At 73.8% G+C, this 14851-nt stretch carries 12 protein-coding genes; 4 read left to right on the top strand and 8 right to left on the bottom strand.

The annotated features are described in order from the left end of the window. Positions 1 to 109: 109 nt before the first annotated feature. From ABZ810_RS21560 to ABZ810_RS21570, 3 genes are all read left to right on the top strand, one after another. Complete coding sequence (locus tag ABZ810_RS21560; RefSeq protein ID WP_358405647.1) at positions 110 to 1396, top strand: alkaline phosphatase family protein; 1287 nt, start codon at positions 110 to 112, stop codon at positions 1394 to 1396. A gap of 83 nt (positions 1397 to 1479) precedes the next feature. After that, the gene (locus ABZ810_RS21565; RefSeq protein WP_358405649.1) at positions 1480 to 1902 is read left to right on the top strand and encodes a YciI family protein; all 423 of its coding nucleotides are present in this window, start codon (positions 1480 to 1482) and stop codon (positions 1900 to 1902) included. After that, positions 1892 to 3136, top strand: coding sequence for a sigma-70 family RNA polymerase sigma factor (locus ABZ810_RS21570; protein WP_358405652.1), 1245 nt, complete (start codon positions 1892 to 1894; stop codon positions 3134 to 3136). Before ABZ810_RS21565 ends, ABZ810_RS21570 begins: the two co-directional genes overlap by 11 nt. A gap of 2 nt (positions 3137 to 3138) precedes the next feature. Here ABZ810_RS21570 and ABZ810_RS21575 read toward each other — a convergent pair whose 3' ends face one another. The 3 genes from ABZ810_RS21575 to ABZ810_RS21585 all read right to left on the bottom strand — a co-directional run bounded on the left by ABZ810_RS21575 (position 3139) and on the right by ABZ810_RS21585 (position 6445). Next, positions 3139 to 4482: an ATP-binding protein gene (locus tag ABZ810_RS21575; RefSeq protein WP_358405655.1), complete on the bottom strand. Its 1344-nt coding sequence runs from the start codon at positions 4480 to 4482 to the stop codon at positions 3139 to 3141. 78 nt (positions 4483 to 4560) lie between these two features. After that, positions 4561 to 5421: an NAD(P)H-binding protein gene (locus ABZ810_RS21580; protein WP_358405656.1), complete on the bottom strand. Its 861-nt coding sequence runs from the start codon at positions 5419 to 5421 to the stop codon at positions 4561 to 4563. Between the two features lie 19 nt (positions 5422 to 5440). Continuing rightward, the gene (locus ABZ810_RS21585; protein WP_358405659.1) at positions 5441 to 6445 is read right to left on the bottom strand and encodes a saccharopine dehydrogenase NADP-binding domain-containing protein; all 1005 of its coding nucleotides are present in this window, start codon (positions 6443 to 6445) and stop codon (positions 5441 to 5443) included. A 149-nt stretch (positions 6446 to 6594) separates the two neighbouring features. Between ABZ810_RS21585 and ABZ810_RS21590 the strand changes: the two genes are divergently transcribed. Further along, positions 6595 to 7200, top strand: coding sequence for a TetR/AcrR family transcriptional regulator (locus ABZ810_RS21590; protein ID WP_358405661.1), 606 nt, complete (start codon positions 6595 to 6597; stop codon positions 7198 to 7200). Between the two features lie 14 nt (positions 7201 to 7214). Here ABZ810_RS21590 and ABZ810_RS21595 read toward each other — a convergent pair whose 3' ends face one another. The 5 genes from ABZ810_RS21595 to ABZ810_RS21615 all read right to left on the bottom strand — a co-directional run bounded on the left by ABZ810_RS21595 (position 7215) and on the right by ABZ810_RS21615 (position 14848). After that, entirely contained in the window at positions 7215 to 8108 is an 894-nt protein-coding gene (locus tag ABZ810_RS21595; RefSeq protein ID WP_358405663.1) for an ADP-ribosylglycohydrolase family protein, read from the bottom strand. A gap of 65 nt (positions 8109 to 8173) precedes the next feature. Further along, a complete protein-coding gene (locus ABZ810_RS21600) occupies positions 8174 to 8470 on the bottom strand; it encodes a PGPGW domain-containing protein (RefSeq protein ID WP_358405665.1) in 297 nt (98 codons plus the stop codon). A gap of 404 nt (positions 8471 to 8874) precedes the next feature. Beyond that, a complete protein-coding gene (locus ABZ810_RS21605; protein ID WP_358405667.1) occupies positions 8875 to 10533 on the bottom strand; it encodes a toprim domain-containing protein in 1659 nt (552 codons plus the stop codon). Between the two features lie 61 nt (positions 10534 to 10594). Continuing rightward, a complete protein-coding gene (locus ABZ810_RS21610) occupies positions 10595 to 13291 on the bottom strand; it encodes an AAA family ATPase (RefSeq protein ID WP_358405668.1) in 2697 nt (898 codons plus the stop codon). A 93-nt stretch (positions 13292 to 13384) separates the two neighbouring features. Beyond that, a complete protein-coding gene (locus ABZ810_RS21615; protein WP_358405670.1) occupies positions 13385 to 14848 on the bottom strand; it encodes an RDD family protein in 1464 nt (487 codons plus the stop codon). Between the last annotated feature and the right edge of the window lie 3 nt (positions 14849 to 14851).

Genomic DNA, 14851 nt, shown 5'->3' on the forward strand with positions numbered 1-14851 from the left:
AGACTTCATCTTTTGCCGGTCGGTTTGTCGCTTCTTGTTCTATCTCCGGGTCCCGGAACTCGTCATGCTCCGCACGCATCCCCCAGTGCGTGGAGAGGACCGGTGTGGCATGGACGATCTGAGCAGGCGTGGGTTCCTCGCGGGTTCGGCCGCCGCGGCGGTGACGGTCGCGGGCTCCGGGACGGCGGAGGCGCGGGCGTCGCGGCGGGCGCCGGTGTCGGAGCTGCCCAGGCCGGAGGACTCGGGCATCGACCACATCGTCGTGGTCATGATGGAGAACCGCTCGTTCGACCACTACCTGGGATGGCTCCCCGGCGCGGACGGCAGGCAGGCCGGGCTCACGTTCACCGACCGGGAGGGCGTCGAGCACGCGACCCATCACCTGAAGGTGCCGCACGGGTGCGGGTTCAACGACCCCGACCACGGCTACGCGGGCGGGCGCGTGCAGCTGAACGGGGGCGAGTGCGACGGGTGGCTGCGGTCGGGTGACAGCGACGTGTTCGCCATCGGGTACTTCGAGGGGGCGGACCTCCCGTTCTACGGGGGCGCGGCGCGCGACTGGACGGTGTGCGACCGGTACTTCCCGGCGATCATGTCGTCGACGTTCCCCAACCGGATCTTCCAGCACGCGGCGCAGACCGACCGGATCAGCAACACGTTCACGTTCAGCGAGCTGACCACGATCTGGGACCGGCTCGCCGCGAAGAAGGTCCCGGCCCGCTACTACTTCAGCGACGTGCCGTTCACCGCGTTGTGGGGGGTCAAGCACTTCGGCATCAGCCGGCACATCAGCGAGTTCTACACCGACGCGGGCAAGGGCCGGCTGCCCGCGGTGTCGTTCGTCGAGCCGGGGTTCGTGGGGGAGCTGATCCCGGGCCTGGCCGAGGACGAGCACCCGCTGGCCGACATCCGGTTCGGGCAGCACTTCCTCAACAAGGTGTACGAGGCCGTCACCAACAGCCCCAACTGGGCCCGGACGTTGTTCGTCATCAACTACGACGAGTGGGGCGGGTTCTTCGACCACGTGGTGCCGCCGGAGGGGCCCGACCCGCGGCCCGACCTGGGGACGGCGCTGCGGGGGTTCCGGGTGCCCTGCCTGCTCGTCTCGCCGCGGGCGCGGCGGGGCGCGATCGCGCACGAGGTGTACGACCACACCTCGATCCTCAAGACGATCGAGTGGCGCTGGGGGCTGGAGCCGCTGACCGTGCGGGACGCGGCGGCCCGCAACATCGCCGAGACCCTGGACTTCGAGAGCGAGCCGAACCTGGCGGCGCCGCGCTACAAGGCGCCCCGGCCGCTCACGCTGGGCTGCGTCGCGCCCGGGCACACCCACTTCGGCGACGACTGGAACGACCTGCGCAGATACGCTCTCCAGAAGAGCTTCGGAAAAAGGTGAGCGGGGATGTCCGGTAGCGGGGCCCGGGTCCGACGTCTCTGGTGAAGGGTGCCGGCGAGGCGCCTCCAGGGAAGGGAACGACCATGAAGTACATGATCATGATGTTCGGCTCGCAGCAGGACTACGACATGCTGACCGGCAAGGACGGCGCCAGGAAGCCCTGGGACCCCGCCGACGTCGCCAAGATGAACGAGTTCATGGGCGCCTGGAACAACGCGCTGGTGGAGACGGGGGAGTTCGTCGAGGGCCACGCGCTGACCGCGCCGGTGCACGCCCGCCGGATCGGGGCGCGCGAGGGCGCGCCGGTGGTGACGGACGGGCCGTACGCCGAGACGCAGGAGGTCCTCGCCGGTTTCACGATCGTGGAGTGCGCGAGCTACGACCGGGCCACCGAGATCGCGGCGCAGCTGGCAGGCACCCCGCATCCCGACAGCGCCGATCTGGGCCGTGACTGGTACGTGGACGTCCGGCCGCTCGCCGGCGGCCCCGGGGACTATGACCTCTGAACGGCCGGTCGAGGGCCTGCTGCGCGATCTCGCGCCACAGGTCCTCGGCGCGCTCGTCCGCCGGTACGGCAACTTCGACACCGCCGAGGACGCGGTGCAGGAGGCGCTGCTCGCCGCGGCGACGCGGTGGCCGGAGGACGGGATCCCGGACAACCCCCGGGGATGGCTCATCACGGTCGCCGCCCGCCGGCTCACCGACCTGCTGCGCAAGGAGCAGGCCCGGCAGCGCCGGGAGGACACCGTGGCGCGGTGGCGGCTGCCCGATCAGGGGACGGCGCCGCCGGCGGACCGTCCGGCGGGGGAGTCCGACGACTCGCTGATCCTGCTGTTCATGTGCTGCCACCCGTCCCTGTCGGCGGCCTCGCAGATCGCGCTCACGCTGCGCGCGGTCGGCGGCCTGACCACGGCCGAGATCGCGCGGGCGTTCATGGTGCCCGAGGCGACCATGACCCGCCGGATCAGCCGGGCCAAGCAGAACATCAGGAGCAGCGGCGTCCCGTTCGGCATGCCCGCCGGGCCCGACCGCGCCGAACGGCTCGGCGCGGTGCTGCACGTGCTCTACCTGATCTTCAACGAGGGGTACGCGAGCACGTCCGGCCCGTCACTCATGCGGACCGAGCTGTCGGCGGAGGCGATCCGGCTGGCCCGGATGGTGCGCCGGCTGCTGCCGGACGACGCCGAGGTGACCGGGCTGCTCGCGCTCATGTTGCTGACCGACGCGCGGCGGCCCGCCAGGTCGGGGCCGGACGGCGCGCTGATCCCGATGGCCGAGCAGGACCGCGGGCTCTGGAACGCCGCGTTCGTCGACGAGGGCGTGGCGCTGATCAGCGCGGTGCTGCCGCGCGGCGAACCCGGACCGTACCAGATCCAGGCCGCCATCGCCGCCGTGCACGACGAGGCGCCGAGCGCGGCGGAGACCGACTGGCCGCAGATCGTCGCGCTGTACGAGGTGCTGATGGAGCTCTCGGACAACCCGATGGTGATGCTCAACCACGCCGTCGCGGTCGCCATGGCCACCGGGCCGCGGGAGGGCCTCGCGCTGCTCGACGGGCTGGCGTCGGACGAGCGTGTCGCGGGCGACCACCGCCTGTTCGCCGTCCGCGCGCACCTGCTGGAGATGGCCGGTCAACGCGCGCCCGCGCGGGCCGCCTACGAGGAGGCCGCGCGCCGGACGACCAGCGTCCCGCAGCAGCGGTACCTGAACGCGCGCGCCGCTGGCCTCCCCGGCCCTTGACCTCAACCCTGGCTGAGGGGGAGGCGCAGGACGAACCGGGCGCCCCGGAGGCTCTCCTCGATCCGCAGCGAGCCGTTGTGGGCGAGCGCGATGTCGCGGGCGATGGCCAGGCCGAGCCCGGCGCCGCCCGAGCCGCGGCTGCGGGCGCTGTCGAGCCGGGTGAACCGGTCGAAGACCCGTTCCCGGTCGGCCCGGGGGATGCCGGGGCCGTCGTCGGTGACCGCGAGCAGCGCCAGGACCGGCTCGACGGCGTCGCGGCGCACCTCGACCGTGATGGTCTCCTTGGTGTGGCGTTCGGCGTTGTCGAGCAGGTTGCCGAGCAGCCGGGCGAGCTGCAGCCTGACGCCGGTCACCCGCAGGCCCGGCGTCAGGTCGGTCCTGAGCCGGTCGGTGCCCGCGCGGGCACCGACCTCGGCCCGGACGAGCTCGGCGAGGTCGACCTCCTCCTGCGCGGCCGCGGCCGTGCCGATGCGGGCGAGCAGCAGCAGGTCGGCGACGATCGACTCCAGCCGGTCGGTGGCGAGCAGCGCGGCCTGCGTGGCGGCGGGCACGTCGGTGTCGTCGGGGTACATCGCGAGGTCTTCGAGGTTGACCCGCAGGCCGGTGATGGGCGTGCGCAGCTCGTGCGCCGCGTCGGAGGCGAACTGCCGCTGCCGGGTGATCGACTGCTCCAGCCGGTCCAGGGTCTGGTTGGCGGTCCGCGCGAGCTGGGCGATCTCGTCGCCACCGGACGGCTCGGACACCCGCCGGGACAGGTCGCTGCCGCTGATCTCCGACAGCTGGAGCCGGATCTCCTCGACCGGGCGCAACGTCCTGCCGACGAACCGCCAGGTGATCCAGGCCATGAGCGCGCTGAGCGCGATCACGGTCAGCGCGAGCAGCAGTTCCAGCAGCCCGGTGCTCACGATCGGCGGCAGCTCCCGCGCCCCGTAGACGGTGGGCGAGTCGGGCGAGGTCGAGACCCGGACCGCCCACACCGCGTAGCACTGCCCCCCGGAGCACTCGGTGGAGCCGCGCACCCGCGCGTCCGCCCGGGGCCACATGGTGGTGAGCGGCGGCAGCCCGGCCGCCCGGGGGCTCGCGTTCAGCACCCGCCCGTCGGACGTGACGACCTGGACGAGCGCCTCACCGTGGAGATCCCCCTGGATCGGCCGGCCGATCGTGCCCTCGCGCAGCGCGGCGGCGGCCTGCCGCGACACGAGCTGCGCGTCCTGCATCGCGCGCTGGGTGAACATGTTGCGCAGCAGCGCGTCCACCGCCACGGCCAGCACGGTGAGCACGGCCAGCGTGACGAGCGCGGAGATGACGGTGTCCCGCCCGCGGATCGACCGAGGAAGCAGACGCATGACGACCTCGCTCCGAAAGCCGGACATCTACCGACACGTTCCACGGGGAGATCAGCTTAGAACGCGGCCGATCGCCTGTCAGCGAGACGAGGCGTACGCACGGAGCGTCAGCGGCGGGCGGCCGCCGTACTCCTCGATCGCCGGGGTCACGCGGTAGAGCGGATGGTCGTTCGGGCCGAGGAAGCGGAAGATCTCCCACAACTTCGACAGGTGCCGCACGGTGTCGGGATCGCCGTACGCGCGCAGGGCGTCGCGGTGCCACTCGTCCGGCGGGACGTCGACGTACGGGACGCCGAAGGCCGCCGCGGCCTCGCCCGCCGTCAGCATCTCGCCGGTGAGCCGGCAGACCGGATCGGGCTTCAGCGCGGGGTCGTCCAGGAGGCCGGCCGCGACCCGGGCGACGTCCGCGCCGGCGACGAGCGGGACGAGCGTGCCGGGGTCGCCGAGCGGGGCCGCGAGCACGTTCCGCCCGCTCAGCCGGATCAGCACGTCGAGGTTCTCGAAGAACACCGCGGCGCGCAGGTGCACGGCGCCGACGCCGGCCCCGTCGAAGACCTGCTCGGCCAGCCAGTGCTGGCGCATGCGGTGCGTGTTCGCGTCGGGCTCGGCGGCGAGCTGGGACACCTCCACGAGCCGTTCCACGCCCGCCCGCCGGGCCGCCGCGGCGAAGGCGGCGGCGGCCTCCAGGAGCCCCTCGGTCACCGGGTAGGTGAAGAACGCCCGGCGCACGCCGCCGAACGCGGGCAGCACGTCGGCGATCTCGCGGAGGTCGCCCACGACGACCTCGGCGCCGAGCGCGCGCAGCCGGGCGGCGCGGTCGTCGTCGGCGCGGACGAACGCGCGCACCGCGTGGCCGCGCTCCAGCAGGGCCTGGGCGACGAGCCGCCCGGTCGATCCCTGCGAACCGCCGGCGGCCCCGGTGACGAGTACGGGATCCATCTCCCTGTCCCTCCCGGCCTCAGCCGATCGTGAAGGCGCCGAGGCGCTCGAGCGTGCGGAGCAGTGGTTCGGGGGCGAACGCCTCGGCCGGGCTGAGCACGCCCGTCTTGGCCGGGACCTCGAGCAGGCGCAGCGCGCCCTCGACCGACGCCAGGGCGCCCGCGCGCCAGAGGTCGGTGCCGGTGAGGTGGGCGGCGCGGCTGCCGTGCGCGGCGATGGCCTGGGCCGCGACGGTGAACCGGCTGCGCGCCCGCTCGTCCGGGCCGACGTGCTCGCTGACGAACACCTGCTCCTCGGTGAACGTCTCGGCGGTGAGCAGCGCCTCGACCGTCCGGGCCGGCACGTGCCGCGGGATCATCACGATCTCGCAGGACGGGAACGGCGCGATCATCGTGCGCGGCCCGATCGGCGGCGGGAACGGGTAGACGACGTTGCGCGGCTCCACGTAGCCGATGTGGAACTCGCCGTCGGTGAAGGTGATGCGCTCGGTCTCGGCGAAGAGCTGGGCCGCGGTCGCCTTCGCCCCGGTGGTCATGCGCCAGCCGTTCACCGCGTAGGCGGTGGTGAGCCTCTCGATGCCGTGCAGGCCCTCGCTGACGGTGGCGGCGAGCAGGTCGCCGAGGCCTCCGTAGAAGCTCATCCCCGGCACCATCGCGATCCCGGCCTCCTGCGCGGGCCCGTCGTACTCCTCGAAGAGGTGCCGGACGTGGTGCGACTCCACGGCGTGGTCGACGTAGTGGCAGCCGGTCTCGACGGCGGCGGTGGCCAGCGGCCCGCCGGTCACGCTGAACGGCCCGGCGCAGTGGATGAGCACGTCCGCCTGCTGGGCGAGGTCGCGCAGCGCGGCCGGGTCGTCGACGGCGGCGGGGAAGACGGGATAGCCGAGCTCGGCCCCCATCCGGCGGAGGGCCTCGGCGTCGCGGCCGGCGAGGACGGCGTTCTGGTTCCGGGAGCGGAGCTCCGCCGCGACCAGGCGTCCGGTGTGGCCGTACGCTCCGTAGACGGCGATGAGCGGCGTGGTCATGGCCGGCCCGCTTTCATACTTGAAGTATGTAACTAATGTGAGAAATTACATACTCGAAGTATGTCCGTCAAGGGTCCCGTACGTGAGTGTTCGAAAGTGTTCGAAAACGCGCAGGTCAGAGTGCATGGCCGGAGATGGGGGACAGGGACGTGGCACGCCGCAGTCAGGCCGAACGTTCGGACACGACGACGACCCGGCTGATCTCCGCGGCCCGGCTGCTGTTCGGCCGGGACGGTTACACCACCACCTCGATCGACGCGGTCGCCGCCGCGGCGGGCGTCACCAAGGGCGCGGCCTACCACCACTTCAAGGGCAAGGCCGACCTCTTCCGCGCGGTCTTCGTGCGCGAGCAGGAGGAGATCGCCGCCGGACTCGAACGGGTCGCCCTCGCCGCCCCCGACTCCTGGACCGCGCTGCGTTACGGCGTCCGGGCGTTCCTCGAACGGTGCACCGACCCGGCGTTCCGGCAGGTCGTGCTGCTGGACGGCCCCGCCGTGCTCGGCTGGGACGGCGTCCGCGCGATCGAGTACGACCACACCCTGCGCGTGCTCGCCGAGGGAATGCGCGCCGCGGCCGACGACGGCCGGATCGTGGCCGGCGACCTCGCCGCCCGCACCCAGATGATCTTCGGTGCCCTGTGCGAGGCCGGCATGCTCCTGGCCCGCTCCGGCGACCCCGCCGCCGCCCTCCCCGCCGTGGAAGCCGAGGCCGAGCACCTCCTGAGCGCCCTGGCCACCCAAGCCCAACCCCAATGAACCGCCCCGGCTCCTCAGGACGTCCGCGGCGGCTCCGTCAGCCACGAAGGAAGGTCCTCGGTGGCGCGCGCCCATCCGTCCGGCAGGTCCCCGGTCTCCATCCCGGCGGCGACCATTCCGCCGACGATCGCGCAGGTGGTGTCGACGTCTCCGCCGGCCGCCGCGGTCGCCCAGAACGCCTCCTCGAAGCGGCCCAGGTGCTTGCACGCGGCCCACAGCGTGAACGGGACCGTGTCCTGGGCGCTCACGGCGCGGCCGTTGCCCAGCTCCGCGGCCACCGCGCGCGGGTCGCCGAGAGTGAGGAGGCGCCTGGCCCGCAGGACGCCGTCGCGGACCCGGCTCTCCGCCACCCGTTCCAGGACCGCGTCCATGATCTGGCCCGGCGCCCGGAGACCGGCGGCGATCACTGACGCCGCCACGGCGACCGCCACCGCGCCGGCGACGGCCTCGGGGTGGGTGTGGGTGACCGTCGCGGACCGCTCGGCCTCCGCGGCCGCCCGCCCGGGGTCGCCCGCGTGGTACGCGCCGAGCGGCGCGACGCGCATCGCCGCGCCGTTGCCCCAGGAGCCCTTGCCGTCGAAGAGCGCCGACAGCTCCTCGCGCCAGTCGGCGCCCTCCCGCACGAGCCGCAGGAAACGGTTGGTGGACGGCCCGTAGCCGCGGTCGAAGTCGTGGTGCCGCGCGAACCGCGCGACGAGCCGGTCCTGGTCGATCGTGCCATCGGCCAGCTCCAGGACGAGGACGCAGGCCATCTCGGTGTCGTCCGTCCACTGCCATGGCGCGGGAGGCGTCGAACGGGAGTCGAGGAGGGGGCGGTTGGCGGGAACGAAGAACTGGGAGCCGAGCGCGTCGCCCACCGCGAGTCCCCGCAGGGACGCCAGCGCGCGCTCAAGGCGGTCGAAGGTCATTGCCGGACATTCTGGCACCTGGCGGCCACCGCGGGCGGGATCCGGTCGTCGACCTCGCCCCGGGTCTAGTGGTCGGGTTTGCTCTTGCCTGCGCGGGAGCGGACCTTGGTCCATTGTTCGTGGAAGCGGGCTCGGGCCCAGTCGTTCACTCGCTTGGCGGCCTTGAACTCGGTGGAGAGGACGGCCAGGCCGGCGAAGATCGCGAGGATGCCGGGGCCGGGCAGGACGAGCATGGCGACGCCCGCGCCGATGAGAGCGATGCCCGCTACGCCGACGGCGACCTTGCGCAGGAGCGCGATCCCGGGATGGCGCCGCGGCGGCGCGTCGGCCGGAACCGGGTCGATCTCGGTGGTCGAGCTCACGTGGCCTCCTGTGGGCGTCGGCACGGTCGGTGGTTCGTCCTGCGGCGACCGCAGGCTCATGACCGTTACAACGACCGCGATCGTCGCGGCGATCCCGACATCCTGGAAATCGTCCTCCGTGACGACCGTCATATCCGACCTCAGGACGAACCCCCTGGGCGGGAGGAGCTCCGCGGCGGCCGGTGCGCGCCTTCGTACCGGCCGCCGGGAGTCTCCTCCCGCCCAGTGCAGTGGATCGCCGCCGGCTTCAGGAGCGGCCCCCCAGCCGCTCCTGCCCCCCACCTGCCCGTCCGGCGTCTCCACAGGGTGCGTTGACGCTAACCGGGTACTCCCGAGTAGGTTGAGCGCTCCGGCGCCGCGGTCGATGAGCGGTCACTGGGTTGCGACGAACGGCGACCGGGTGGTCACTTTCTGTGATCGGCGCCGTTCCGGACGGCGTCGGTGAGGGCTTCGGTGACCGTGGCGGCGCCGACTCCGGTGCGGTCGGCGACCCGTGCCACCTGACGGGCGGCGTCGGCCGCGCCGCCGGACGCGGCGATGACGCGGACCGCCGCGCGCACGGCCATGAGGCGCGCCTCCGGGGTCCCGAGCGTGCCTCCGGACCGTTCGATGGCGGCGTCGAGGACGAGGTCGGCCAGCGGCCGCTCGGCGGCGAGCGCGCGGCGGACGGCGCTCCGGCCCCCTTCCTGGAGGAGCCCGGCCGGGTCCTGCCCGGCGCCGAACGACACCATGCCGACAGGGCCGCGCACCCCCGCCTCGGCCAGGGTGCGCCAGGCGCGGTGGCTGCCCGCCCGTCCGGCCGGGTCGTCGTCGAGGGCGACGAGCAGCCCGGCCGAGTCCAGGTCGGCGATCCCGCCCAGGGCGGCGACCTGCGCCGAGCTCAGCGCGGCGCCGCAGGTCGCCACGGCGGCGTACGCGTCCGGCGCGGCCACGTTGATCGCGATCGCGTCGAGGGGTCCCTCCACCAGGACGGCGCGGGCGCCGCGGGCGAGGCGGTCCCGGGTCTCGTGCAGCCCGTACAGCAGTTCGCCCTTGTGGAAACGTTCGGTGGCGGGGCTGTTGAGGTACTTGGGCCCGCCCGCGCTGTCCGCCCGGCGGCCGATGAAGCCCGCCAGCGAGCCGTCGGCGGACCGGATCGCGAACATCGCCCGGTCGCGGAAGGTGTCGTAGAGATCGCCGGAAGGTGCGCGCCGGGCCAGCCCGGCCCCGACGATCGCGTCGTCCGGGTGCCCGAGCGCCCGCAGCCGCGCGACGAGGGCCTGCCCGCCGTCGGGGGCGTAGCCGATCCGCCACCGCCGCTGGACGCCCGCGGTGAAGCCGCGATCGGCCAGGTAACCCGGCGCCCAGCCGCGGTCCAGGCACGAGCGGAAGAACCGCTGCGCCGCCCGCATCAGGTCGGGTGAACGGTCGGACGCCCGGTCGTGCAGGCGGTGGGCGAGCCGCAGGACCCGGTCGCCCACGTCCGGCCCCGCCCAGCTCGCGACCTCCGGGAAGTTCATCGGCGGCGGGTCCAGGCCCAGGCCGGTGAGCACGAGGTAGGCGACGGAGTCGGCCTCCACCCTCCGGACGCCCCGGCAGCCGGACAGGCCGGGCGGGTCGGGACGGTCGCCGCGCCGCAGGACGTGCGCCAGTTGGTGGGCCAGCGTGACGACGTCGGTGCCGGGGGCGGTGGCGAAGCCCAGCCGCGCCGCCACGTCGCACAGCCGTTCCCAGACCTCGGCCGCCGTCGCCGCCGGCGCGGGCCCGAGCGGCAGCCCGTCGGTCTGCCCGAGGTCGAACACGGCGCGCAACCGGCCGTCCGCGCCGATGATCCGGATCCCGGCCTCGCCCTTGCGAACCTGGCGGCCCGCGTCCCGCCACGCCTCGTACGAGCGCACGTCGGTCGCGGCCCGCCACTGGGCCGCGATCAGCAGCGTGCCGGTGAACCCGTACCTGCCGTACCGGGAGGCGTGGTCGAGCCACCACGTCCACGGCAGGGTGCCGTCGCGCAGCCGCGCCGTCTCCCGCGCGGCGATCCCGCGCAACGCGGCGAGGAGCCGCCGCGTCTCCGCGTCGTCGCCCATGGGGCCAGTCTCGCTCCGGACGGTGCCGCCGGTACAGGGGCGGGAGAACGCGGCGGCAGGGTCAGAGGTAGAGGCCGATGAGCTCCTCGGGCTGCTCCCACAGCGGCGGCAGGTCGTCGGCGGTGATCGTGACCAGGCCCTTCCTGCCCGGCTTGCGCCGGGTGGTGGCCAGCCGCTGCGCCTGGTTGGCGACCGAGAGGTCGAGCAGGTTGCGCATCAGGCGGCCGTTGCCGAACGACGGGCCGCGCGGAACGCGGGACAACATCGAACGCAGCAGCTCGGAGGTGCCGGGACCGAGCCGGAAGCCGTCCGCGTCGGCGAGCCGTTCGAAGACCGCGACCAGCTCGTCGTCGGAGTAGTCGGGGAAGTGCAGCTGCTTGGGGAACCGCGAGTCGAGCCCCGGGTTGGCGGCCAGGAACTCGGCCATCTGCTGCTCGTAGCCGGCGACGATGACGATCAGGTCGTCGCGGTGGTCCTCCATCAGCTTGACCAGCTCGGCGATCGCCTCATGGCCGTAGTCGCTCTTGAGCGGCGACTGCGTCAGCGTGTAGGCCTCGTCGATGAAGAGCACCCCGCCGAGCGCACGTTCGACCAGGCGGCGGGTGCGCGGCGCGGTCTGGCCGATGTACTCGCCGACCAGGTGGGCGCGCGACGCCTCGACCAGGTGTCCGGACGACAGGATGCCCAGCCGCTTGAAGATCTGGCCGAGCAGCCGCGCCACCATGGTCTTGCCGGTGCCCGGGTTGCCGGTGAACACCATGTGCCGGGTCGGCGTGCTCACCTTGAGGCCGGAGTCGCGGCGCAGCTGGGTGGCGCGCGCGGTGGCCACGACCAGGCCGAGCTCGTGCTTGACCGTCTCCAGGCCGGGCAGCTCGTGCAGCTCGGCCCGCGGGTCGCCGGGGCCGCCGGACAGGTGGAGGACCTGCGGGAGGTCGCCCTTGCCGATCACGATCTCGGCGGACTCGGCCGGCTCGGCGCCGTCGTCCGCGCGGGCCCGCGCGGACGCCACGACCAGGTCGGCCAGGTAGGGCGCCAGGCGCGCGTTGCGCAACGTCTGGACGGGCGGCGTCGCGGCGAGCAGCGCGCCGGCCGCGGTGATCGCGTGCCGGGTGCCGCGGGCGCCGCGGGCGCGCAGCGCCCGCCGGAACAGCTCGGCGTGCCCCGCCGGGGTGAACGGGCGGCTCCGGGCGACCCGGAACCGCTGCGGCAGCACCGGGTTGACCTCGGCGATGCGCTCGTCGCCCGCGGTGTCGCAGAGCGCCACCACGTTGAGGGCGTCGTGCACGGCCAGCAGCCGGTGCAGCTCCTCGGCCAGCGCCTCGCCGTTGCCGGGGTCGGTGATGATCTCGTCCAGGCCCTCGATGATGAGCAGCCGCTCGCCCGAGCAGTCGCGGGCGTCGGCCTGCAGCCGCGCCACGGCGTCCGAGAGCCGCTGTCCGGCCAGGAGGTTGCCGGTGATCCACAGCGGGTCGCGGCCGAGCGCCAGCGCCCGGCCGAGCTCCTGCGCGGCGTCCCGCTTGCCGGTGCCGTCGGGGCCCGCCAGCAGCAGCCGGACGGGCGCCTTCTCCGACGTGACCGACGCGGCGCCGCCCCGGGTGAGCTCGGCCAGCACGCCGGTCAGGTCGGGCTGGTCGACCAGGTTGGTCACCAGGTCCGGGCGCCCGGACGCCGGGGCCGTGCGCGCGCTCTCGTCGACCTTGAGCGTGTCGGTGAGCGGGTTGACCACCCGGCGGCGCGGCGCGTACAGGCGGCGCAGGTCGGTCTGGAACTGCCCGACCGGGATCCACTCGGTCTTGGGGAACCAGGGGTCGCCGGGCAGCCCCTGGACGGTCGCCACGAAGCGCATCGCCATGTCGAGCCAGGCGCGGCATCCGTCGGCCGCGCCCGCCACCAGGGCGCGCACGAGCCAGGACCGGGTCTTCTCCTGCCAGGCGGACGGCTTGAACCCGCGCTTCTCGGCGGCGAACCGTTCCTGCATCTCGCCGTAGAGCTCCTCGCCGAGGGCGACCGTCAGCTCCGCCGGGACGTGCTCCATGCTGCCCTGGAGCAGCAGGTGGATCAGGTGCGTCGAGATCGGCTCGTCCCGCGGGGCGGCGTTGACCAGGTGCTCGTAGGCGGCGAGCAGGCCGGCGCCGACCCACTCCAGGTAGCCGACCGGGCCGAGCAGCTCGGGCACCGCGGCGAGGATCTCGTCGTCGGCGTGCCAGTGCCACAGCTCGCGCATCTCCATCTTGGGGAGGTTCACGTCGTGCACGGGCGGGTCGTCGTACAGCCGGATCAGGGCCTTGCGGCGCTGCTCCAGCGGCTCGATGCCCTCCAGGACGCCCAGGCACTCGCGCGCCAGCTCGATCGCCAGCGCGCGGTCGGGCGCCTCGATCAGCCAGTCGATCGGGGGCCGCCAGCGCCCGCCGGGCGCGTCCCAGCGGGTCATCCGGGTGCTGAGCGGCCCGGGATTGACCAGGTGCTTGTGCAGCAGGCGCTCGGGCAGCTGCGAGTACGAGCCCGCCTTGATCGCCCCGCCGCCGGGCAGGAACGCCAGCATGCCGAAGATCTCCGCCGTCACCAGGGAGGCGGGCAGGGTCAGCAGCTTGTGCTCCTCGGTGGTGAGCCCGGCGCAGCGCGGATCGAGGGCCAGCCCGTCGATCCGGGCGCCGATCTCCTCGAAGAGCCCGTCGGGCACACGCCAGGGACCGTACGAGTAGACGTCCAGGACCGGCTCGTCGGTGAGCAGAAGCTCCAGGTTCTCCGGAAGCCGCACGCGTTCTCCCCTTCAGGCGATCAAAGCGGATAACAGCCTACGGTTCCGGAGGGACTGCAAATCCGGTCATTTGTTCCGATGGTGGCCGGAGGGTCAGCCGGTGCAGGTGGTACAGGCGAGGATCGCCGTGGTGGCGGCGCGCGCGAGTTCCTCGGCGCCGCGGCGGGCTTCGGCCTCCGGCATGGCCCGCTGCCCGGCGAAGACCTCGTCGCCGAACTCGTCCAGCCCGTTGCTCCCGCCGCGGAAGGTGATCTCCACGACGGCGTTGCGGACCCGGACGGTGACCTTGCCGATCCCGGTCTCGCCGACGAGCTCCTGGACGCGGTACGTGACGAACGCCTCGTCGCCGAGGCCCGGCAGGTCCCGGTAGCGGACCGGGCCCTTCTGGCCGAGGCCCCCGCCGGTCAGGCTCTCCTCCGGGTGCTGGGCGTACCGGCGGTCCCGCGCGATGTCCCGGGCCGCCAGGTAGGTGGCCGTCCGCGTGCCGGTGGCCTTCTTCAGCGTGATCCGGGCGGAGATCTCCCGGGTGACGCGCGTCCTGCTGCCCGTGCCCGTGTCGCGGCTGGACTTCCAGGCGCAGAGCCAGGACTCGGTCTCGCGCCCGGGACGGCCGGTCGCGCCCGGGGCGAGGCGGCCGAGCGCCTCCTTCGGGAAGAGCGCGCAGGCGTCGTCGATGGTGGTGAGCTCGGGGCCGGACGGGGTGGTCATCGCGGGGTCGGGCTCCACGCCGCCCAGGCCCGGGACCTGCGTGGGCGGCGGGGTGGGCGGCAGGGTCACCGGGGGCGTGCCCGCGGCGGAACCCCGGCCGGGATCGGCCGCCCGCGTGCCGCCGGGGGCGGCGACCGCCACGCCGATGCCGCCGGCGGCCAGGATCACGACGGTCGCCAGGACGGCCGGGATCATGAACGCGCGGCGGGGCCCGGCCGGGTCGGCGACGACGAGGGTGTTGGCGATCTTGTCGTGCAGGCACTGGCGGAGCGGCCGGTCCCAGAGCAGCCAGAGCGAGTTGAACAGGTTGACGAAGCTGATCAGCGGCAGCACGCCCAGCACCATGAACAACATGGGGTAGGCGGCGGCGCGGCCGAGCCCGCGGAACGGCGACAGCGGGGCCGTGGGCGCGGCCTTCGGGGCCACCCGCAGCTTCATGATCCGCTTGCCGAGCGTGCGGCCCCACAGGACCAGCTGGAGCGCCTCGTAGAGGTAGACGGTGCTGAAGATGATCAGGAAGATCCCGGCGATCGCGAGCCCGGGGGGATCACCGTTCTCGTTCTTGGGGACCGCCTGGATCAGCGCGACCACCAGGGTCACCGCGAGCGCGGTGGCCAGCGGGAGGTCGATGAGCCGCGCGACCAGCCGCCGCCAGGGCTTCGGGATGTCGACGCCCGGTGGCGGGGGCGGCGTCCCGTAGGGCCAGCCTGGCGGCTGCCCGGGACCCGCCGGCGGTCCTGGGGCGGGCTGTCCGGGGACGGGCTGTCCAGGGAAGGGCTGTGCGGCGGGGGCGGGGGGCTGCGGCGCGTACGCCGGGTCGCTCCACGGTGATCGTTCTTGCTCGTGCACGGC

This window comes from Spirillospora sp. NPDC047279 (assembly GCF_040643285.1).
GTDB lineage: Bacteria > Actinomycetota > Actinomycetes > Streptosporangiales > Streptosporangiaceae > Spirillospora.